Below are 22,054 nucleotides of genomic sequence, written 5' to 3'. Positions count from 1 at the left end.
AATCACTCCCAAATTAAGGAGTGATAATAATGATAATTCCATACAAAGGCCTACAACCTCAGTTACACTCTTCGGTATATATAGCTGAAGGTGCGAAACTAATTGGTGATTTGAGAATGGGAGAAGAGTCTTCCGTCTGGTTCAATGCGGTCCTGCGGGCTGATTTGGCTCCTATTGTCATTGGAAAGCGCTGTAATATTCAAGATAATGTTGTTGGGCATGTCAATACGGATCAACCTTTAATTGTGGGAGATGATGTTTCCGTAGGACACACAGCGATCATTCATGGTTGTCGTATTGGAACAGGATCATTAATCGGCATGGGAGCCATTCTGCTGAATGGAGCAGACATTGGGGAATATACGCTGATTGGAGCCGGTTCTGTTGTTACTGAGAATAGTAAAATTCCGCCCTATACTCTTGCTTTGGGGACACCTGCCAAAGTGATACGTGAGTTGACTGATGCTGATCTGGAGCGGATGTCCAGAACTTCACTGGGTTATGTCACCAAAGGAAAAGAATATAGGAGCTCTTAAATCCGTTTTGGAGGTGCATCCTATTGGATAAAATGAAAGTTACGTATGAAGTCATGTTGGGGCTAGCAGCTGAGATGGTGTGGGACGAAGCGCTTCGCAAACAGCGCAGCGAGAAGCTCTATTTGGAAATCGATAAAGCGTTAGCTACCGGAGACGAAGTAGCTTTCCGGAGTCTGACGGATGAACTGAGGACCATAAACTGATGGGCAAAATATATCCTTTCTGAGATAAAAGGGAATGCGCATATGCGTGTTTCCTTTTTTGATATGTGAAATTACGAAATGAATGTCTGGATTTATAAGAAATGGTCATATATAATATGGGAATAAAATGGATAGAGAGGGGATATAGGGAATTGAAATTCAGTGAGATGACTCAAGACAGCTGGGCTGAACTGCAACTCTATCTGGATACATGCCTTATTCCATATACAGCTCTTAGCGGTGAGCAGTCGCCGGTTGAAGTTACCGAGGCATTGGAGCGGCTGAGAGATTTTCTGGATCTGGTCGAAATTCCTTTCAAAGGGAGAATCATGACTTATCCAGCCTTTCACTATGCTAATCCGGAATTGTCAATGACATTAAATTCCTTGTCTTCACAGCTTAAGTCTTCAGGATTCAAATATGTGGTTATTATGTCATCAGATGGTCAATTAAATGAGGTGGAAATTCCTTCTGCTGATCTGGTTTTGAGTCGGTCCGTATTAACTCATGAGGTCGGAGAAGAGGGCATTGCGAGATTTGTAGGGGAAAAGATACGAGAGTTGTGGAAAAAATAGTTTTTGGCGACAAATGTGACAATTTTACAACATTTTTTTAATAACGCTTACAAGTGAACCTTAAAAATGTGTGACAAATTCTTGACGGTGTTCTAGGGCTACTATATGATTATGTATGTTCTAGTAAGTCGTGGAATTTATGAAAATGAAAACGGTTGAGAGAGTTGGCTGAAAAAGGGGGTTGGAGACAGTATGAGCAGTGAGCATGACCACCACGAAGCTTCATTGAAATTGCCAAGCCGCATGGAGATGTCACGCAGGCAGTTTTTGACCTACACGCTTGGTGGAGCTACAGCCTACATGGCCGCCGGTGCAATCCTTCCTATGGTCCGTTTTGCGGTGGACCCGATTTTGCAACATAAGGGAGAAGGCACCTCTGTCAAAGTAGCTGAAATCAGCAAAATTACGAATGAGCCTCAAGAATTCACCTTTGAACTTAAACAACAGGATGGTTGGTATCTGAGTAATGCATCGTTAGTGGCGTGGATTCGCAAAGACGAGCAGGGTAAAATTTATGCACTTTCACCTATCTGTAAACATCTGGGATGTACAGTAGGCTGGAATAGTGACAAACAGTACCCTGACGAGTATCATTGCCCCTGCCATGGCGCGCACTATGACAAGGAAGGGAAGAATCTTGCCGTAGCCCCCAAACCGCTGGATGAGTACGTAGTGAAGGAAGAGCAGGGTTGGGTATATCTGGGCGACATTGTTCCGAACACCCGAGTGAATTAGGAGGCGTGAACGCAGATGTTTAAAAATGTCTATAACTGGATTGACGAGCGTCTCGATATCACGCCAATATGGCGGGACGTTGCGGATCATGAAGTTCCAGAGCATGTAAATCCGGCTCATCACTTTTCCGCATTCGTGTACTGCTTTGGTGGATTGACGTTCTTTATTACTGTTATTCAGATTCTGTCAGGCATGTTCCTGACCATGTATTACGTACCTGATATTATCAATGCCTACGCAAGTGTGGAGTATTTGCAGACCAAAGTAGCCTTCGGCCAAATTGTTCGCGGCATGCACCACTGGGGAGCCAGTCTGGTTATCGTAATGATGTTCTTACATACGATGCGTGTGTTCTTTACAGGCTCTTACAAGGCACCGCGTGAAATGAACTGGGTTGTCGGCATGCTGATCTTTTTCGTCATGTTGGGCCTGGGTCTGACAGGGTACTTGTTGCCATGGGATAACAAAGCCTATTTCGCAACAAAAGTAACACTGGAGATTGCCAATACGGTTCCTTGGTTGGGACCAATTATTAAAGAATTCCTGCAAGGCGGTACGATTGTTGGTGCACAGACACTAACCCGATTCTTTGCCCTGCACGTATTCTTCCTCCCCGCTGTGCTTCTGGTGCTTCTGGTCGGACACTTTATCATGATCCGCAGACAGGGCATTTCGGGACCACTATAAACGAAAGAAGGGAGGAATCGCAATGGCTCACGGACATAAGAAGCATGATGAGGAAAAGGTTATCTTTGTCGGTGATTCACGGGTTCGTAAAGGTGCGGGATTCATTACCCCGCCTGATTACACGGCGTATCCCGGCAAATCAGAAGCCTTTATTCCTAACTTCCTGCTGAAAGAATGGATGGTTGGTGTCGTTGTATTGGTAGGGATTTTGGTACTAACGATCTCAGAACCTGCACCTTTGGGGTATCCGGCCAATCCAAGCGCATCCGTTATACCCATGCCGGACTGGTACTTCCTTTTTCTGTATCAGTACTTGAAGTATCCATACGCATCGGGCGATTACGTGTTGCTCGGGGTACTGGGGGTCAGCGGGGTCGCTTTTGGAGCGTTGCTGCTGGCACCATTTCTGGACACAGGTAAGGAGCGGCGTTTCTATAAGCGCCCCATTGCTTCATCACTGATGATTCTGTCGGTCATTTCTGTATTCTATCTGACGAATGTAGCGTGGACACACTACGAGCATGAGTTGGAAGCAAGTGGACAGAAGCCTGAACATATTCAACGTGAAGAAGAAGCACTGGAGAGGCGTGAACAGGGGCTCCCTCCAGTTTCCAATGCACCTGGACAGCAAGAAGAAGTTGCGATCGTGGAACAGGATGATCCTGCAATGGAAACGTACAAGAAGGCTGGGTGTATTGGCTGCCATGCGGCTGATATGAAGGGTGCAAGTGGACCTTCACTTCGGGGTGTAGGTGACAAGCACAGCCAGGAAGAGATTCTGACCATTATCAAAGAAGGCTACAACGAGATGCCTCCTCAGTACAATAATGCTATTGCTCAAGGTGTAACGGATGAAGAGATTACTCATCTGACCGAATGGCTTGCGAAACAGAAAGCAGAACAGTAAAATCGAAATAACCAATGAAACCTGATCGTTTATGCGGTCAGGTTTTTTTGAAGTGTTTTTTGGACAGCACTGTATGTGCGCAATATATGATGAAGGAAGGGGCAGGGAATGTGGCTTTATCGTATTTCTGGAGCAGGGAGTTTCTGACCAATCGTTATTTCCTGTGGCTATTATTTTGGTGTAATGCGGTAGGAACGGTATACGGATACATCTGGTACGGAGAGCAAATGAAATTGACGCTGGCTGAGCAACCGGTGTGGCAGATCGTATTTGTGCCAGATAGTCCAACAGCGAGTTTGTTTTTTACTTTAGCGTTGCTATGGATCTTGTACCCACCACGGTCCATCGTTATCAAACGGATCGGACATGTGATTCAGGCGCTTGCTGTGGTCACATCTGTGAAATATGGCGTGTGGGCCGTATCCATTATTTTCGCTGGCTGGATGCAAGGTGGCACACAGCACTGGCAAGACTGGATGTTGATTGCTTCCCATAGCGCAATGGCGATTGAAGCTCTTATATATGTACGCTTTTTCGGCTTCCGATGGGCTGCCCTTGTCATTGCAGGTCTCTGGACGCTGTTGAACGATACAATGGATTATACATATGATATTTACCCTTGGTTACCCGCCTCCCTCTATGATCATGTTGATGGTGTGCGTAATTTCACATTCGGACTGACACTGGTGAGCATTCTGTGCGCGTGGCTAGCCTTAAGACAGGCAAGACGTACCTGAGCTCATACTTTGGGGAGTGGATAACAGTCTCATGAAGAGTCGCTATTTTAGCGGCTTTTTCTATGTCACAAATCGAGTAGGGTACGGAATCCTCTTCTGCTTGTTCTAACGAGTTGTCCCCCGCCATACATTGGTGGTGGGAGGGATGTCCATGAAGAGAACGTTCGGGATCAAAACCGGCTTATTGGTGGTATCGTTCATGGCTCTGCTGCTTTGGACGAACTTAGCATATCGTGTATCCGCGCAAAGTGATGGACTGAATTCGATTTCGGATCAGCAAGTGTCCACTAGCAATTCAATTGCGCAACTTAATGAAGAAGCAGCCATTTTGTATCGTCAGGCACTGGAGAACAATATTGAAGAAGTGCGAGGAAGCATTCTGCGTATCAGTAAAAGTCTGGAGCATATCTCCTTTGAGGGACAAACGACAGTCGAAGGCATTCACGCCTTGTCCGAAACCATAGTTGAAGTGAAACAAGCCGTTGTGAAGGTGAAAAATGACGACGCTTCTCTTCAGCAGTCCTCTGCCAAACTCAGACTTGCAGCAGATAGTCTCGCGAATCCAACCAAGCCTTTATGGCTTCAGTATTATAAAATCGTGAAAAACGATCTGGATGCTTTGTCCGCTGCTACAGATCAAGGGCAAACTGCGGCTGTGCTGGCAAATCGCTACACCGTTTTGGAGGAGCATTATGAGACGATACGTCCTGCCGCTCTGATTCGACGTGAACCGTATGAAATTGCTCAGATGGACGCTTGGTTATCTCATACCAAAGGGCTTACCGCTGCAAAACAGCCTGATCTGGCTCAGTTAAAGAGCATGGTGGGCCACGGTGAGGAACTGGTGAACCAGTTATTTGGTCGCGAGAAGGACGAGAGTGCCTTTGTACCGTTTGTACAAGGCCCTGATCGAAGGGCAGCCGGGCTGCTGATAAGTTCGGTCATTGTGGCGACGCTAAGTTACGCCGGATATCGTAAATATCGTGCACAGCAGCAGGGGATTTTTCCTTTTCGGCGCTAATTGGATATAAACGTGATCGTGGTATATTTATTATAAAAAAAGACCTCTTTCGCATAAACAGCCACGGTAACGGCTCTTCATGTGAAAAGAGGTCTTTTTGTAGTTTCTACAGCATGTCAGCTTTCTTTGAAACCTTCTCCATGTACATCGTGAACATCGCTGATGATGACAAAAGCTCTGGGGTCTATGGAACGTACAATAGTCTGCAGACGCCGGAACTCTTGCCTGGAGATCACACAGTAGGCCATGTGTTTGGCCTGTTTAGAGTATGCGCCAATGGCTGGAATGAGGGTAACGCCACGATCCATATCCCGTGTGATCTGGTCCGCAATCTCGGGTGCATGGTCACTAATGATCATAAATGCCCGGGCAGAATATGCACCTTCCTGAATAAAGTCGATGACTTTGGAAGCGATGAATACAGCTACGAGCGTATACAGGATTTTTTCTTTGGGGATGTAGATGAGAGAGAGACCGATAATAACAAAATCGATGCCAAGCAATACCCGTCCCATACTCCACCCATACTTGCGATTTAGAATGCGAGCAATGATGTCTGAACCGCCCGTCGTTCCACCCCAACGAAATACGATGCCAAGACCGGCTCCAAGGGTAACACCTGCATATAATGCAGCTAACAGGAGGTCATTCTCGGTATGTAATGGTTCAATCCAGCCCAGATGAATCAACTTTTCAAACAACCATAGAAAAACGGTCAAAGCCCCGATTCCGATACCCGTATAGATCATCTGTCTGCCGCCCAAAATTTTGAGCCCGATCAGAAAGAGGGGGACATTAAGAATCAAGGTCGTTAGAGAAGGTGAGATGCCGAAAGCATAATTGATCAGCACGGTAACCCCGGTGAGGCCACCTTCCATAAGCTGGTTAGGGATAATAAAATAGAGGAGCCCAAAGGCATATAAGGCTGTACCCAACAGGATGGGGAGTACCAGTTTAACTTGAACCCAGGTTTTGGCAGTGCTCATAAGATCCCTCGCTGTATATAAATTAGAATGAAGAAGCAATCATTCCCATCCTAGTATACCTGTTTATTGATTCTTTAAAAATGATTTGTCGCTGATGATGGTGGAAGTGAATCTAAATAACTGATATTATTAGGAACAAATACGACATCATTTCAAAAGGAGAATCCGTTCTCATGGAGAAAAGCATCGCAGAAATGCAGCGTGAGGTTGATCAGTATATCTCCCAGTTCAAGGAGGGGTATTTCAGTCCTCTGGCCATGCTGGCCCGGATGTCTGAAGAGGTTGGGGAGCTTGCCAGGGAAGTGAATCATGAGTTTGGCGAGAAGCCAAAGAAATCTTCCGAAGCAGCCAATTCCATTGAACTTGAGCTTGGAGATATTTTATTTATCACGATTTGTTTTGCGAACTCACTCGGCATTGATCTGGCTGAGGCGCACGACAAAGTCATGCATAAATTTAACACCCGCGATGCCAATCGGTGGACTCCCAAAAACACCGATTAGGCGTAGATTACATATGCTGTACCATCACCCGATCGGGGAGGGTCAGCTTAATGATGAAACCGGAAGAATATATGCAGCAGGCTTACCGCTGTATATTGCAAAATGATTTTGAGCAGGCGATTCGTTGGTTCGAGTCAGCCATTCACGCTCATCCCAAACATGCGGAGTTATATTATCGCTGTTCCATTACCCACGCCCGCAGCAAGCATCTGGTTCCGGCGCTTGAATATGCGCGTAAGGCGGTTGAATTGTCGCCAGGAACAGAAGAGTATATATTACATCTGCAGACGCTGGAAGCGAAACAATTGACCTCCAGAGCGAAGTTGCTGTTGGAGCAGGCGGGTATTGCAACACAGGAGCGCTATGTGGAAGCGTCAACGCTTCTGCAAGAAGCGGTCAAACTTGATCCGCTCTCCGTGGAAGCTCATGTTATGCTTGCGCTGGCTTACAGTGATTTGAATGAATTTGACTATGCCATTAAGGTGCTGCGTGAGGCAATTTTGCTGGACCCGCAGAATGGGCAGCTGCATCAGATGTTACAGGAAATCAAGCAACGTATGAAATCCATTCAATAAGAATTCATTTTGCAAAGATTCTTTTGAGTTGAAATGGATTCAACGATATGATCCAACATAGCGAGGAGATGCAGTCAATATGAGTGAAGTAATTAGAGTTGCCGTCATCGGAGCGGCTGGCCGAATGGGCCGTGAAGTTGTGAAATTGGTACTTCAGGACCCGGAATTGGAGCTTGCAGCGGCTGTCAACCGCTCCGGAGCAGGCACGGATGCAGGAACCCTTGTTGGTTTGCCGGAGTGTGGAGTGCTGGTGACTGATGATATCGAAATGGCGTTTGCCGAAACAAAACCTCAGGTTATGGTTGATTTTACAGTGCCGCAATATGCATTTGCACATACCGAGATCGCGATTCGTCATGGGGTTAGACCTGTCATGGGTGTTACCGGCTTTACGCCGGAGCAGATTGAACAGTTGGACAAGCAATGCCAGGACAAAGGAATTGGAGGGCTTATTGCCCCTAACTTCTCGATCGGTGCCATTCTGATGATGCGATTCGCAGCACAGGCTGCCAAACATATGCCGAATGTGGAGATTATCGAATATCACGGGGATCAGAAGCTGGATGCTCCTTCCGGAACAGCGATCAAAACGGCTGAACTGATTGCTGCCAATCGGGAAGAACTTCGCCAGGGTAACCCGAATGAGGAAGAAACGATCGAAGGATCACGTGGCGGTTATTACAACGGCTTCCGAATCCACAGTGTACGACTGCCTGGCGTATTCGCACAGCAGGAAGTTGTTTTCGGAGACTATGGACAGTCACTCAAAATTCGGCATGACTCCTACGAGCGCGCAGGTTATATGCCTGGTGTTAAGATTGGTGTGCAAAAGGTTATGGAATATACAGGAATGATCTACGGATTTGACCACTTTATCGACTAAAAGGAGATTGTCATGTTGAAAATAGCATTTATCGCCCATGATCGTAAAAAAGAAGAGATGGTTAATTTCGTGACAGCATATGAGCCTGTTTTTACGGACCATCAATTGTATTCTACAGGAACCACAGGCCTTCGTATTATGGAAGGAACCTCTCTGAAGATTCATCGATTTGAATCAGGCCCATTGGGCGGAGATCAGCAGATTGGAGCTTTGGTTGCGCAAAATGAGATGGATCTGATTATATTCCTGCGAGATCCACTGATGGCACAACCTCACGAGCCGGATATCAATGCATTGTTACGTCTTTGTGATGTGCAGGGAATTCCACTTGCCACGAATATCGCAACCGCTGAGATTCTGGTTAAGGCACTGGATCGTGGCGATTTTGCCTGGAGAGAGCTGGTACATAAATACAAGCCGGAGGCTGGATTGAATTCAGGTGATTCCGAATGAGTCTGGATATTCTCATCTTTGGAGCTCATGCGGATGATGCGGAGATTGGTATGGGTGGAACGATTGCCAAACATACCGCTGCTGGCTTGAAAGTAGGCGTGTGTGATCTGACTCGTGCTGAGATGTCCTCCAACGGAACAGTAGAGCGCAGAACCGAGGAAGCGGAGCAAGCCTCCCGCGTCCTCGGTCTTTCGTGTCGAACGAATCTGGGGCTTCCTGATCGTGGGTTGTATCTTACTCCAGAACATGTACAGGCAGTAACGGCTGAGATCCGCCGTCATGCCCCTCGGATGGTATTTGCTCCCTATTGGGAAGATCGTCATCCGGATCATGTCAATTGCAGTAAGCTTGTGCAGGAGGCTGTTTTTAATGCCAAGCTTCGGAACTACATGCCAGATATGCCTGCCGTGCAGGTGAAGGAACTTTATTTTTACTTTATTAATGACATTGGACCTACGGATTTGATTGTAGATATTACGGAACACTATGAGCAAAAAGAAACTTCATTGCTCTCTTATCGTTCCCAATTCGAACTGGGAGACGGAGCGGTCTCGACGCCATTGAATCAGGGGTACATTGAACGTGTAAGAGCCCGTGATTCGTTGCTCGGACAACGAAGTCTCATCCCGTTTGCAGAAGGATTTGCTACAATTACGCCTTACGTGGTTCATCAATTTGGCCCGAGTGCCCAATAAACGATTTCATTTTCTACGTATTAATGAGACGATTTGTTTCATTATTCCGTTGCATTATATCAACCTGCATGAAGCGGGAGATCAAAGGAGCGTCCACCGGATGGATCAAAAGCTAAAAATCGGCATCACCTGTTATCCGTCCCTCGGAGGGTCTGGCGTTGTCGCAACGGAGCTGGGAAAATTGCTTGCCGAACAGGGGCATCAGGTTCATTTTATTGCCAACAGTATCCCGTTCAGACTGGGTACGTTCCAGAAAAATATTTTTTATCACGAAGTTGAAGTGAATGATTATTATGTTTTCCGTTACCCTCCGTATGATCTGTCACTGGCAACGAAGATGGCCCAGGTGGCTAAGTCACAGCAGCTGGATCTGCTGCATGTTCATTATGCAGTGCCACACGCCGTATGCGCCTTTCTCGCGAAACAGATGGTAGGGGACGGCTTGAAAGTAGTTACCACGTTACATGGAACGGATATTACGGTTCTGGCTCAGGATGAATCTCTGAAGGATCTGATTCGACTTGCCATCAATGAAAGTGATGCGGTTACTGCTGTATCACAAGATTTGATTCGGGAAACGGTCGAATTGCTGGATATTCAACGTCCAATTGATTTAACCTATAATTTTATTGACAAACGAATATATTATCCGCGGGATGCTGCCAGTCTGCGAAGAGACTTTGCTGCGCCTGAAGAAAAAATATTAATGCACATTTCCAACTTCCGACCGGTGAAGAGAACTCAGGATGTGGTAGAGGTCTTCCGTCAGGTACAGGAGCAGGTTCCGGCAAAACTGTTATTTGTAGGAGAAGGGCCCGATTTGCCGAAGATGCAATGGAAGATTAATGATCTCGGCTTAAATGATAAGGTTCATTTCCTTGGTAAGCAGGATGATATTGCCCAAGTGATCTCCATGGCTGACGTGTTGATGCTTCCATCGGAGAAGGAAAGTTTCGGACTTGTGGCGCTCGAAGCAATGGCTTGCGGCGTACCCACGATCGGTTCACAGGCTGGAGGAATTCCGGAACTGGTCTTACATGGCAAGACGGGATTCTTATCCGCCATTGGGGATACACAATCCATGGCCGAGAACACCATCCGTTTGTTAACAGACGATCGTTTGGCTGCGGAGTTCAGAGAAGCGTGTCTTCAGCGCGCACATCATGACTTTTGCAATGATGCCATTCGGCATGAATACGAGCAGATTTATTACCGGGTGTTGGGAAGGGAAGTTCCGAACTTGAAGCCGGTTTGCGGTTAATCAAAAGGTTTGACGAGATGATCTGTGCATACCACAACAGGCAAGAGAAGAGGTGATATGTAGTGGTTCAATGGACACAGGTTGATCGTGAAATGGCAATTCAAAGTGAGAATGTACTCACAACTTTAAACAAACATGGCTACAAGGCATATTGGGTAGGTGGTTGTGTTCGTGATGAATTGTTGGAACGTGTTGTAGACGATATGGATATCACGACATCTGCTTCTCCCCAGCAAGTCATGGAATTGTTCGACGATTGCATTCCTACAGGTTTGCAACATGGGACAGTTACTGTGCGTTCAGGCGTTTATTACTTTGAAGTGACCACGTTTCGAACAGAATCCGACTATCAGGATAACCGCAGACCTGCAGCAGTTCAATTTGTTCAGGATATCAAGGAAGATTTACAGCGGCGTGACTTCACAATGAACGCTCTTGCGATGGACGTTACTGGGACAATCGTTGACCCGTTTGGTGGACAGGCAGATATTAAGGAAGAGCGAGTCAGATGTGTAGGTTCTGCGATGGAACGGTTTGGTGAAGATGCACTGCGGATGCTTCGTTGTGTGCGCTTTGCTTCGGTATTCGATTTCAATATCGCTCATAATACATGGAAGGGTCTTGTAAGGCAGAAGGACCTGCTTCAACATATTGCAATGGAACGGGTACGGACCGAGATGGTAAAAATGATGTCGGGGCCGCATCCATTAAGAGGGTTGGAACTGTTATACAGAAGTAATGCGCTTGCACATGTCAAAGCGCCGGTAAGCTCGGCCCGATTCAACAAGACGTTGTTATCTAATCTGGAACAGCTGTCAGGTGAGCATGTGTTGCTCCGTTGGTCACTCATTCTGCTTGCTGGCGGTTATAGCAAGGACGAAGCAGACGTATTATTACGTCAGTGGACATTCTCTAATGAACATCGTTCTCGTATATCAGGGGTCCTTCAGGTGGAGCAGTTGATTTATACTTCCGTTCAGGAGCAGAAGGATACGGTTAGTCTCCGTTCCGATTGGATTGTTACTGTACTGGCTTGTGGTGTTCAGGCTACTAATGATTGGCTTCGCATACAGTCTCTACTGCCAAAAGGGTGGCGGAATCAGACCGAACAGGCAGAAATGCAGGTTGTTTTGGTTCAAGAAATGGCAGTCGAATGGAGTCAATCAATCCCTGTGCATGACTTGAAAGAATTGCACATCACAGGGGAACAAGTATTACAAATGCTGCAGCGCAAAGGCGGGCCTTGGCTGGGTCAACTGATGAAACATTTGTTAAGAGAAACGGCGATTGGAACGATATCGAATCAGCATGAAGCACTAAGTGCAGAAGTGAAGCGGGTGGTTGAAGATGACCAAGCATGAAGATCTGTTACACATGTTATTAGATGCAGAAGGGCGGTTTGTATCGGGTGAAGAGATTAGCCGTCATCTGTCCATCAGTCGGACTGCTGTGTGGAAACATGTGAACAAGTTGCGGGACATGGGGTATGAGTTTGAAGCTGTATCCCGCAAAGGATATCGTCTGGTCACGAAGCCGGACAGCATTGACGCAACTGCCCTCCAATTGGCGCTGGATACGGCCGTATTCGGCCGTAAGGCTGTTCTGTTAACCTCGACCTTGTCTACACAAGGGGATGTTCTGAAGCTGGCTGAGCAGGGGCAAGCTGAAGGTGCTGTGGTCATTGCGGAAGAACAAACAGGAGGACGAGGACGTTTTGGTCGCCAGTGGTTCTCTCCCCCGGGAAAAGGAATATGGATGAGTATCCTGTTGCGCCCTGATCTACCACTTCAGCATACGCCACAGCTTACTTTATTAACAGGAGTGGCTGTGTGTCGTGCCGTTCGAGCTTGTACAGGCACTGATGCAGGCATCAAATGGCCCAATGATCTGATGATTGATGGACGCAAGGTATGTGGCATATTGCTTGAATCCACGGTGGAAGATCATGAAGTCAGATACTGTATTGCAGGTATAGGCGTTGACGTGAATTTTGATCCCGAGGATTATCCGGAAGATCTGACAGCTATAGCTACTTCACTCAAGATGGAGACGGGGCAATCTGTTGATCGTACCAAGCTCACGGCTGCCATTTTAACCGAGCTGGAACAGTTATATTTTTTGTATCAAAAAGAAGGATTCGGTGTGATCTCAGCTATATGGGAGGCCTTGTCCGTATCGATAAATCGAGAGATTACAGTGACGAATCCTCAGGGTGTCATTGAAGGGACAGCAATCGGTCTGGCCCCTTCAGGAGCACTCGTTGTGGAAAAACACGATGGAGAACAAGTACACGTCATCTCTGGTGAGATTTCCTGGAAATCGTAAACAATATGTCGAATTTTACTGGGAAAATGAACATAAGACGTGAAGTTTGAGCAGAACTTTGGTATACTGTCTTCGTGAGGCGATATCGGCTAATGCAGACCGAATTGCACTCCCGTAACAGTAACCTTTGTTCTGCTTTGATGTGTTTGATGTAAGCAGATCGCAGTGCAAGAATGAAATACGTTTAAGTGAGTTGTTGGATTCTGCTCTGAGCCGAAGAGGACCGAGACAGAAGGGACGATCGCAAGTGACTCTTTTTTGACTTTTCGGGACTTTTTAGTGGAAAACTAAAAGGTTTTTTTGTTGCGTTTTATTTGAAAAGAAGAAAGGAGCCATGAGAGAAAATGGCAAACAAACAAGCGATGAATATTGTGAAAATGAAAAAATATAAGCAGGATGGCGTGCCGCTTACGATGATCACGGCTTACGATTATCCTACAGCGCTCCTCGCAGAGGAAGCAGGAATTGATCTGATTCTAGTTGGTGATTCACTCGGCAATGTAGTGCTGGGTTATAACTCAACACTTCCGGTGACCATCGACGATATGGTGTACCATACACGTTCCGTCGTACGCGGGGCTGAGAAGACGTTTATCGTGGCTGATATGCCTTTTATGACTTATCATGGTAGCGTGGATGAGACGCTTAAGGGTGTACGTCGACTGATGCAAGAGGGGCATGCCCATGCGGTTAAGATGGAAGGCGGGGTGGAGATTGCGGACACCGTCAGAGCCGTTGTGCAAGCAGGTGTGCCTGTTCTTGGACATATCGGGCTGACACCTCAATCGGTCAATCAAATTGGTGGATATCGCATTCAGGGCAAGGATGCAGCGGATGCGAAACGTTTGATGGACGAAGCCAAAGCCTTGGAAGCTGCTGGTGCATTTGGCATCGTGCTTGAACTGGTTACGGAAGAAGTTGCACGGGCGATCTCGGAGGAACTGTCGATCCCTACCATTGGGATTGGTGCAGGACGGGGCTGTGACGGACAGGTACTGGTATTCCACGATGTGGTTCAATACGCCTCCCCGTATACGCCAAAACGTTTTGTCAAAACCTATGGAGATGTGGGTACATTAATCAGAACCAGCATCGAAGCTTACGTGAAAGAAGTTAAAGATCGTTCGTTCCCGGCCGAAGAGCATGTATTTAATGCTGCGGATGGTGTTCTGGATCAATTGTATGGACAACGCAAGGAAAAGGTGGGAAGTAACTCATGAAAGTATTACGGACAATCGCAGAGTTAAGACAGGAGCTAAGCTTGAAGCGTCAAGCGATTCGATCCAATGCGTCCGTTGTAGGTCTGGTACCGACAATGGGGTATCTACATCAAGGTCATGCAAGCTTGATGCAAGCAGCCAGACAACAGAGCGATATCGTGGTATTAAGCATATTCGTTAATCCAATTCAATTTGGTCCTAATGAAGATTTTGACAGCTATCCGCGGGATGAAGCCAGAGATGTGGAAACAGCACGCTCACAAGGAGTGGATATCGTATTTATTCCCTCAGTTGAAGAGATGTATCCACAGGCAACGCAGACAACGGTATCTGTGTCAAAATTGACTGAGCGCTTATGTGGCGCTTCCAGACCAGGACATTTTAACGGAGTAACGACGGTAGTATCGAAGCTTTTCAACATCGTGCAGCCACAGCGTGCTTTTTTTGGTATGAAAGACGCTCAGCAGGTTGCGGTTATTCAACAGATGGTGAATGATTTGAATATGCCTGTAGAAATTGTTCCCTGTCCGATTGTTCGCGAAGAGGATGGTCTTGCTCTTAGTTCACGTAATGTCTATCTTAACTCGGAGCAGCGTACACAGGCATTAGTTCTGTCGAAAGCACTGCGCACAGCCCAGGAAGCTGTAGATACAGGGATAGCTAGGAACGCTTCAGATATCCGTCGTATTTTGCGTGAGCAGATCGCAACCTCACCGCTTGCAGTGATTGACTATGCCGAGATTCAGGCTTTTCCAAGTCTGGAGCCGCTCGCAGATCAGGAAGTAGTTCAAGGACGTGACGATCTGCTCATTGCACTTGCGGTGAAATTCGGAAAAACAAGATTGATTGACAATATAAGGTTGCAAAAATCGGAGGTGCTGTCCCATGTTTAGAACACTCATGAAATCCAAAATTCACCGGGCTACGGTAACGGAAGCCAACTTGAACTATGTGGGTAGCATTACCATAGACGAAGATTTGATGGAAACATCCGACTTGATGGAAAACGAGAAAGTGCAGATTGTGAACAACAACAATGGTGCACGTCTGGAAACTTATGTGATTCCAGGACCGCGCGGAAGCGGGGTCATCTGTCTAAACGGTGCAGCTGCTCGTCTGGTGCAGCCTGGAGACAATGTCATTATCATTTCTTATGCCATGATGTCGCAAGAAGAGGCAAATACTCACAAACCAACCGTTGTGTTTGTAGATGGACAGAATAAACCTGTACAAACCATGAAGCAGGAAGTTCACGCAACAATTATGTAATCGACTGGTAAGGAGAATGAAATCGGCCCTTGAAGCAAAAAATGATTACAGGTCACTGCACTAATCCATTTTTTCAAGGGTGGGGATGCAACGATGTTCCAGCATGTTTTCGCAGAAATGAACGACATGTTAGATGAAATTATCAAGAGCTATCCTTCCGCTGAAGGTCTGAACAAACAAGAATTGCTGCAAAAGTGGAACTTGCTTAAGCGGATGAGTGACGGAATGTTGGATGAATGGCTGATGTTTGAAGAAAAGATGAGCCAGGTGAGGGAACGGGAGATGGATAAGCCTGCGTCCCTTGAACCGGAACAGGAAGCTGTCACCGCTCTGCCTGAACTCCATCTGGAATGTTTCAGTCGAGGACAAGGATATTTCAAATTACAGATGTATCCGCAGGCGATCTTGCAGTTCTCCCGGGTTGTGACCGACCATCCGGAGAGTGCATTAACTCGTTTTTACTTGGCACTCGCATATCTGAATCTGGAACAAATCGCTGAAGCCGGGACACATTTGCAGCAGATCATGTATCTTAAGGGCTCACCTCGCTTGAAAGGGCTTGTATGTAACGCTCTGGGCTGTATTCAAGCCAAGCTTGCGAACCCGGAGGCTGCATGTTCACTCTTTGCACAGGCCCTTCAGTATGACCCGACATTGACCGAACCGCTGTACAACATGGAAGCTTGCAGGTTGAACAGGGGAAAATTGCAATATGCTAATCAGCTGACGACCCTTCATTAAGCGGGAATTCGGCGACAAAAAAACGGTGTTCCCTCCTTTGGCATAGCGGCGGGGACACCGCTTTTTTGTCAGTTAATTTTCAAATCCCCTTTTTTTTGCTATGCTGTAACATAGACTGGAATGGAAGGGACCGTATATTGCAATGAAATTTGCCGTATTGGATTTCGAAACAACCGGCACGCAGTCCGACGGTGAGATTATACAAGCCGGACTTGCCATCATAGATCATGACTTCAGCATAACTCAAATATATAGTTCTTATGTGAACCCTGGTGTCCCGATTCCCCCGTTTATCTCGGGGCTAACGGGTATTACCGATGAAGATGTGGCGGACGCTCCATCACTCGAAGAGATGATGATGGAGATGGTTCCGCTGCTTAACGATGTGGTGCTTGTTGGACACAACGTCGCTTTTGATTTTCACTTTTTGCAGAATGCTCTTGACCGTTGCGGTTATCTGCCGTTCACTGGCCGTATTCTGGATACCATTGATTTTCTGAAGATTACGTTCCCATCACTGGGTTCTTATCAACTAGGTTATGTGTCTTCTGAATTTGGATTTCAACATGATCGCCCTCACCAGGCCGACAGTGACGCACTGGCGACAGCCTATGTGCTGCTCAAGTGTCTGGATGAGTTAAAGGAATTACCGCTCATAACGATTCAACGGCTCAGTGACCTGTTCGCACCAGAAGACAGTGACTTGGGTTGGTTCTTGGACGGGATGCGCAGTGAGAAGGAAGCAGAGCCGATTCAGGATCTGGACGGACATACCTATTATCGGCAGCTTGCTCTTAATGTAAGTGATTGGACCGATATTGGTGCACCACGTGATGAGCGGGAAGGTAACCCCCTCGATGGTGTAAGCTTCGAACAGTTTATGGACCAGGTTCGGGAGAACTTGAAGGATACGCTGGATCATTACGAAGAGCGTGAAGCGCAGACCCAGATGTTCAGCAGTGTAAGGCAAGCCCTGGATGAAGAGAAACATCTCTTGATCGAAGCTGGAACAGGTACCGGTAAATCTCTGGGTTATCTGCTGCCAGCGATATACGAAAGTGTGAAACAAGAACAGAAAGTCATGGTCAGCACGCATACGATCAATTTGCAGGAGCAATTGAGAGAGCGAGATATTCCGATGCTGACCCAAGTGGTTCCGTTTCCGTTTAAGGCTGCTGTCTTCAAAGGACGTGGACATTACCTGTGCCTGCGCAAATTTGAACACAAAATCAATAAACGTGAATTCGCCACGCCCAAAGAGGATTATTTCACAGCCGCTCAGATGATTGTGTGGCTCACACAGACTGAAACTGGAGATGATGAGGAGCTTAACCTTAGCGGACGCGGAGGCGACTTCTGGGAGACTGTACAGAGCGAATCCGAGTCCTGTCTGGGAAGATCCTGCCCATGGTTCCGCAAATGTTTCTATCATCGCGCCAAACATGAGGCCGGGTTGTCTGATATCGTAATAACCAATCACTCCAAATTGTTTACGGATGTCAAAGCAGCACATCAGTTGTTGCCAGCCTATGAGAGTCTTGTGATCGATGAGGCCCATCATCTGGAAGATGTAGCGGGTAAACATCTCGGAATGCATATGAAATATTTCACGTTGGTTCATACCCTGACCCGTCTGTTTAAAGACAGTCGTAATGGACAACTGCCTATGCTTCGTTCGCAGTTATCCGGGCATGAAAATTCGGTGCAATGGGGCTCCATGGTAGATCAGATGTTCCCGCTAGCTGTTGAGGTTAAGGAACTGTGGGATCGTATGAGCGATGCTCTGTTCGGTCTTTTGCCTGAACGAAGTGATGCTTCACCGGGAGAGACAGGGCAATTTTCCCTGCGCCTGAAGGCATCTCAGAAACCTGCGAAATGGCAGGAGTTGCAGGATCTGGAGAACCAGATCTATGTGACTCTGGGCGATTTGGTTCGCAAAGGGGACAAATTGCTGCTTGAGGTGAAAGAGGATCAGGATGATTATCAATCGGATAGTCTGATTACGGACATTACAGGACTGCTGAAAGATCTGACCACATTGAAGGAGAATCTGCGATTCTTCATGCGTATGGATGATGCCAAAACGGTGTACTGGATGGAAGCCAGCGGTCAGTTCCGCAGTAAATCTCTTCAACTGTACGCCGTACCTGTCGATGTCAGTGCACAACTGAAGGATTTGTTCTTTGATAAAAAGAAAAGTGTTGTGCTTACATCGGCTACGCTCTCTGTAGATAAGTCATTCCAGTTCATGATTGAGCAGCTTGGCTTACAGGAAGCCTCTGAGAATAATCGGCTGTTAACGTCGATGCTGCCATCACCTTTTAATTATCGTGATCAGGCACTTCTAGTGATTCCGCGTGATTTCCCAAGTGTGAAAGGCAGTGTGGGTGATGCGCACTTTGTCAATATGCTGGTGCAATCACTCGCAGAGACCGCAATTGCCACGCGTGGACGCATGATGGTTCTGTTTACTTCATACAAGATGCTTCGACAGGTCTATGATCCGCTGAAGGAGGCACTGTCTGGTAACGACATCTCGTTGTTGGGTCAAGGTGTGGACAGTGGAAGCCGCTCCAAGTTAACTCGCAGGTTCCAGGATGCCAAAGCTACGGTACTCTTGGGCACAAGCAGCTTCTGGGAGGGTGTAGATATCCCGGGAGAAGCACTGACCTGTCTCGCTATTGTGCGTCTGCCTTTCCAGCCGCCGAATCATCCGTTGGTTGAAGCCAAGAGTGAATTGCTCCAGGAGCAAAAGAAAAATCCATTCATGAAACTGTCTGTGCCGCAAGCGGTCATTCGTTTCAAGCAAGGATTTGGCCGATTGGTGCGAACAGCGAAGGACAGAGGTATTGTCATTGTTTATGATACACGTGTGATCGAAGCGTACTATGGCAAATTCTTTTTATATTCATTACCTGGTCCCAAAATGGAGCATATGCTCACGGAGCAGATGGTTCCACGGATTACCGAGTGGTTAGAAAAACCAGTTAATGAACAAGAATAATGGTTGATTTTGTTTGTTATATCATTGCATGACACTATCGTTTGGCGTTAAACTTTATTAGATATTTCCGTATCCGATTAAAGCAGTTGCACGTAAGAACTTATAACCTAAATTACAAAGAGCATTCTGTATAAAATGTCACGTCTATCTTTGAGTTTATACAGAATGCTCATCTTTTCATCTATTATTTTATCGTGGCATTGGTAAGGGGGAGCAAGAATGAAATCGGATAAAATTTCGGAAGCGGTGGTACGACGTCTGCCTGTATACTTGCGCTATTTGAACGAGTTACATCAGCGTGAGGTGGCTACTGTTTCTTCTCAAGAACTTGGACAGAGGCTGGATCTGAATCCGGCCCAAATTCGAAAAGACCTGGCTTACTTCGGTGATTTTGGTCGAAAAGGGATCGGGTATGATGTATCCTATTTGATCGAGAAAATTCGTCACATTCTCAAAATTGATCAGCAAATTAATGTAGCTTTGGTAGGTGCGGGTAACCTGGGACAGGCCTTGTCCAACTACAACGCATATCTGAAAGACAACATGAAGATTGTTGCTGTATTCGATGCATATGGACCGAAGATTGGTAGTCAAATCAACAGTTTGACGGTAAAACCAATGAATGAATTAACGGAAGCGGTTAAGACAGATAACATCCGCATCGGAATTATTACCGTTCCGGATACGGAAGCTCAAAATGTAGCCGATCAACTTATTGAGTCGGGAATCGAAGCGATTCTTAATTTTGCACCAACCATTCTAAAAACACCGCCACATATCCGCATTCACCATGCTGACTTTACAACGGATCTGCTTAGTTTGGCCTATTACTTGGAGACTGGAAAGGACGACGAGGAAGATGACAACAAATAGATGGGTAATTCACAACGGCAAATTTGCCGTTAATGAAGGCACTACATGGAACGTGGTTCATGGATACATGGTTGTCGAGAATGACAAGATTGTGCATATTGGTGAGACATTGCCGGATGGAGACGAAAATTGTACCAAAGTGGATGGAAAAGGATTGTTCTTCCTGCCGGGTCTGATCAATACGCATGGTCATGCAGCGATGTCGTTGCTTAGAGGACACGGGGACGATCTTGCGTTACAAGTATGGTTGCAGGAAAAAATGTGGCCGATGGAAGCAAAAATGACTTCTCAAGACGTATATTGGGGAACTTCGCTATCCGTGCTTGAAATGTTGAAAGGCGGAACTACAGCTTTCCTGGACATGTATGATCACATGGATCAGGTTGCCAAAGTTGTGGAACAATCCGGCGTTAGAGCAGCACTTGCACGTGGTGTAATCGGGCTGTGCTCGGAAGAAGAGCAATTGCGGAAGCTGGAGGAGTCGGCAGCGTTTGCGCGTGAGTGGAATGGACAGGCAGATGGTCGCATCACAACCGTAATCTCGCCACACGCACCATATACATGCCCTCCTGACTACATAGAGAAGCTTGTACAGGTCGCAAATGATCTTAACCTTCCTCTGCATACACATATGTCGGAAACGCTTCGTGAAGTGGAGCAGAACGTTACAGACTATGGACTGCGTCCTGTGGCACATCTGGAGAAACTGGGCTTTTTCTCCCGTCCATCCCTGGTAGCACATGCGGTGCATCTAAATGATGAAGAGATTGAAATTTTGGCCCGCCATGATGTGGCTGTATCCCATAACCCGGGAAGTAACCTGAAACTCGCTTCCGGTGTTGCGCGGGTACCTGCATTACTGAAAGCAGGAGTTACCGTGTCACTCGGAACCGACGGACCGGCAAGCAACAACAACCTGGATATGTTTGAAGAAATGAGACTGGCTGCATTGATCCACAAAGGTGTGTCTGGTGATCCGACTGCCGTGCCAGCGGGCGAAGCGTTACTACTCGGAACTTCATATGGTGCTAAATCCATCTTCCTGAACAATACCGGTGCGCTTCAGGTAGGCATGAAGGCTGATTTCATCGCCCTGGACATTGAACAGGCACACTTCTACCCACATACAGACCTGATCTCGCATACGATTTATTCAGCCTCTGCCAAAGATGTGGAGCACGTATGGGTAGATGGGAAACAAGTGGTTAAACATGGCGAATGTCTGACGCTGGATGAAGAACGCATTTTGCGTGAGTCTCAATTGGCATTTGATGGTTTGCTTGCTCGTTAATTGCATTGCGGAGCATCATAGGGAAAGGAAGTTCGGCTTTTGAAGAAAAAAAAGAAGTGGATATGGATTTCGCTGCTTGCACTGGTTCTGATTCTGTTTGGACTTCAGCGTTATTACGTGTATGTCACACAGGACCAGCGTAAGGAAGAAGCGCTCGCCATACAGGCAGCACAGGAGCAACTGGGCATTACATCTTATGATGAATTGCGTAAGTACATCTGGGGTGATAAAGAAGGCTCTGACAACATCTACTGGACCCTGCTCGGCAAAAACAAGGATAACCAGGATGTTATGGTCTGGGTTAAATTCGATGCAAACAATCAACCTGCTACAGGTGCTAACGCTATACACAGTGAACTGTTGCAGAATGGCATGTCCGAAGCACAGATACGCAATCGCTTTAGTTCCGAAGTTCCAGCCGGTGAGATTAAACGAATCATGCCCGGAGTTGTGAATGGAATATATGTGTGGCAAGTGTATTATAAAGACGGTACACATAACCACTATCGGTTTTATCGTTTTAGCAATGGAGAACAGGTAGACTTGGTTTACACACTCCCGAACAGCTAGAACA

The 22,054-nt window shown here is 46.7% G+C and carries 25 protein-coding genes; 24 read left to right on the top strand and 1 reads right to left on the bottom strand.

Annotated elements, in window-relative coordinates:
- The first annotated feature begins 29 nt into the window (after positions 1 to 29).
- From MKX40_RS19315 to MKX40_RS19280, 8 genes are all read left to right on the top strand, one after another.
- Positions 30 to 536 (top strand): gamma carbonic anhydrase family protein, encoded by a 507-nt coding sequence (locus MKX40_RS19315; protein ID WP_339235180.1) that lies wholly within the window; start codon positions 30 to 32, stop codon positions 534 to 536.
- A gap of 23 nt (positions 537 to 559) precedes the next feature.
- Entirely contained in the window at positions 560 to 739 is a 180-nt protein-coding gene (locus tag MKX40_RS19310; protein WP_017687723.1) for an IDEAL domain-containing protein, read from the top strand.
- A gap of 152 nt (positions 740 to 891) precedes the next feature.
- On the top strand, positions 892 to 1,314 hold the full coding sequence (locus MKX40_RS19305) for a DUF2487 family protein (protein ID WP_339235177.1): 423 nt from the start codon (positions 892 to 894) through the stop codon (positions 1,312 to 1,314).
- A gap of 192 nt (positions 1,315 to 1,506) precedes the next feature.
- On the top strand, positions 1,507 to 2,049 hold the full coding sequence (locus tag MKX40_RS19300; protein ID WP_017687725.1) for a ubiquinol-cytochrome c reductase iron-sulfur subunit: 543 nt from the start codon (positions 1,507 to 1,509) through the stop codon (positions 2,047 to 2,049).
- 15 nt (positions 2,050 to 2,064) lie between these two features.
- Positions 2,065 to 2,736, top strand: a complete 672-nt coding sequence (locus MKX40_RS19295) for a cytochrome b6 (RefSeq protein WP_339235174.1) — start codon at positions 2,065 to 2,067, stop codon at positions 2,734 to 2,736.
- 22 nt (positions 2,737 to 2,758) lie between these two features.
- Positions 2,759 to 3,643, top strand: coding sequence for a c-type cytochrome (locus tag MKX40_RS19290; RefSeq protein ID WP_339235171.1), 885 nt, complete (start codon positions 2,759 to 2,761; stop codon positions 3,641 to 3,643).
- Between the two features lie 110 nt (positions 3,644 to 3,753).
- Positions 3,754 to 4,380: a DUF1405 domain-containing protein gene (locus MKX40_RS19285; RefSeq protein WP_339235168.1), complete on the top strand. Its 627-nt coding sequence runs from the start codon at positions 3,754 to 3,756 to the stop codon at positions 4,378 to 4,380.
- A 151-nt stretch (positions 4,381 to 4,531) separates the two neighbouring features.
- Positions 4,532 to 5,401, top strand: a complete 870-nt coding sequence (locus tag MKX40_RS19280; protein WP_339235165.1) for a sporulation protein YpjB — start codon at positions 4,532 to 4,534, stop codon at positions 5,399 to 5,401.
- Between the two features lie 116 nt (positions 5,402 to 5,517).
- Here MKX40_RS19280 and MKX40_RS19275 read toward each other — a convergent pair whose 3' ends face one another.
- The gene (locus MKX40_RS19275) at positions 5,518 to 6,387 is read right to left on the bottom strand and encodes a YitT family protein (protein ID WP_253438555.1); all 870 of its coding nucleotides are present in this window, start codon (positions 6,385 to 6,387) and stop codon (positions 5,518 to 5,520) included.
- 173 nt (positions 6,388 to 6,560) lie between these two features.
- On the opposite strand from MKX40_RS19275, the gene MKX40_RS19270 reads away from it, so the two are divergent.
- The 16 genes from MKX40_RS19270 to MKX40_RS19195 all read left to right on the top strand — a co-directional run bounded on the left by MKX40_RS19270 (position 6,561) and on the right by MKX40_RS19195 (position 22,050).
- Positions 6,561 to 6,890: a nucleotide pyrophosphohydrolase gene (locus tag MKX40_RS19270; protein WP_017687732.1), complete on the top strand. Its 330-nt coding sequence runs from the start codon at positions 6,561 to 6,563 to the stop codon at positions 6,888 to 6,890.
- A 50-nt stretch (positions 6,891 to 6,940) separates the two neighbouring features.
- Entirely contained in the window at positions 6,941 to 7,465 is a 525-nt protein-coding gene (locus tag MKX40_RS19265) for a tetratricopeptide repeat protein (protein ID WP_339235162.1), read from the top strand.
- A 79-nt stretch (positions 7,466 to 7,544) separates the two neighbouring features.
- Entirely contained in the window at positions 7,545 to 8,348 is an 804-nt protein-coding gene (gene dapB, locus MKX40_RS19260; RefSeq protein ID WP_339235159.1) for a 4-hydroxy-tetrahydrodipicolinate reductase, read from the top strand.
- A gap of 12 nt (positions 8,349 to 8,360) precedes the next feature.
- Positions 8,361 to 8,801 (top strand): methylglyoxal synthase, encoded by a 441-nt coding sequence (gene mgsA, locus MKX40_RS19255; RefSeq protein WP_017687735.1) that lies wholly within the window; start codon positions 8,361 to 8,363, stop codon positions 8,799 to 8,801.
- Positions 8,798 to 9,496, top strand: a complete 699-nt coding sequence (bshB1, locus tag MKX40_RS19250) for a bacillithiol biosynthesis deacetylase BshB1 (RefSeq protein ID WP_339235157.1) — start codon at positions 8,798 to 8,800, stop codon at positions 9,494 to 9,496. The genes mgsA and bshB1 overlap by 4 nt, the downstream gene beginning before the upstream one ends.
- A gap of 100 nt (positions 9,497 to 9,596) precedes the next feature.
- Complete coding sequence (bshA, locus tag MKX40_RS19245; protein ID WP_339235154.1) at positions 9,597 to 10,757, top strand: N-acetyl-alpha-D-glucosaminyl L-malate synthase BshA; 1,161 nt, start codon at positions 9,597 to 9,599, stop codon at positions 10,755 to 10,757.
- 62 nt (positions 10,758 to 10,819) lie between these two features.
- Positions 10,820 to 12,118: a CCA tRNA nucleotidyltransferase gene (locus MKX40_RS19240; RefSeq protein ID WP_339235152.1), complete on the top strand. Its 1,299-nt coding sequence runs from the start codon at positions 10,820 to 10,822 to the stop codon at positions 12,116 to 12,118.
- Positions 12,105 to 13,082 carry a biotin--[acetyl-CoA-carboxylase] ligase gene (locus MKX40_RS19235; protein ID WP_339235150.1) on the top strand — a complete coding sequence of 326 codons (978 nt, stop codon included), beginning with the start codon at positions 12,105 to 12,107 and terminating at the stop codon, positions 13,080 to 13,082. Before MKX40_RS19240 ends, MKX40_RS19235 begins: the two co-directional genes overlap by 14 nt.
- Positions 13,083 to 13,426: 344 nt before the next feature.
- A complete protein-coding gene (gene panB / locus MKX40_RS19230; protein WP_339235148.1) occupies positions 13,427 to 14,302 on the top strand; it encodes a 3-methyl-2-oxobutanoate hydroxymethyltransferase in 876 nt (291 codons plus the stop codon).
- Positions 14,299 to 15,195 carry a pantoate--beta-alanine ligase gene (gene panC / locus MKX40_RS19225; RefSeq protein WP_339235146.1) on the top strand — a complete coding sequence of 299 codons (897 nt, stop codon included), beginning with the start codon at positions 14,299 to 14,301 and terminating at the stop codon, positions 15,193 to 15,195. Before panB ends, panC begins: the two co-directional genes overlap by 4 nt.
- The gene (gene panD, locus MKX40_RS19220; protein WP_017687742.1) at positions 15,188 to 15,571 is read left to right on the top strand and encodes an aspartate 1-decarboxylase; all 384 of its coding nucleotides are present in this window, start codon (positions 15,188 to 15,190) and stop codon (positions 15,569 to 15,571) included. Before panC ends, panD begins: the two co-directional genes overlap by 8 nt.
- A 93-nt stretch (positions 15,572 to 15,664) precedes the next feature.
- Positions 15,665 to 16,312, top strand: coding sequence for a hypothetical protein (locus MKX40_RS19215; protein ID WP_339235142.1), 648 nt, complete (start codon positions 15,665 to 15,667; stop codon positions 16,310 to 16,312).
- A 142-nt stretch (positions 16,313 to 16,454) separates the two neighbouring features.
- Complete coding sequence (dinG, locus tag MKX40_RS19210) at positions 16,455 to 19,316, top strand: ATP-dependent DNA helicase DinG (RefSeq protein ID WP_339235139.1); 2,862 nt, start codon at positions 16,455 to 16,457, stop codon at positions 19,314 to 19,316.
- A 219-nt stretch (positions 19,317 to 19,535) separates the two neighbouring features.
- Positions 19,536 to 20,189: a redox-sensing transcriptional repressor Rex gene (locus MKX40_RS19205; RefSeq protein WP_253438523.1), complete on the top strand. Its 654-nt coding sequence runs from the start codon at positions 19,536 to 19,538 to the stop codon at positions 20,187 to 20,189.
- The gene (locus MKX40_RS19200) at positions 20,176 to 21,480 is read left to right on the top strand and encodes an amidohydrolase (RefSeq protein ID WP_253438520.1); all 1,305 of its coding nucleotides are present in this window, start codon (positions 20,176 to 20,178) and stop codon (positions 21,478 to 21,480) included. Before MKX40_RS19205 ends, MKX40_RS19200 begins: the two co-directional genes overlap by 14 nt.
- A gap of 39 nt (positions 21,481 to 21,519) precedes the next feature.
- Entirely contained in the window at positions 21,520 to 22,050 is a 531-nt protein-coding gene (locus MKX40_RS19195) for a DUF5590 domain-containing protein (protein WP_339235134.1), read from the top strand.
- Positions 22,051 to 22,054: the final 4 nt, after the last annotated feature.

Origin of the sequence: Paenibacillus sp. FSL R5-0517 (genome assembly GCF_037974355.1) — a bacterium.
Lineage (GTDB): Bacteria > Bacillota > Bacilli > Paenibacillales > Paenibacillaceae > Paenibacillus.
The sequence above is the reverse complement of the archived record's forward strand: the minus strand, read 5'-3'. Positions and strand labels throughout refer to the sequence as shown.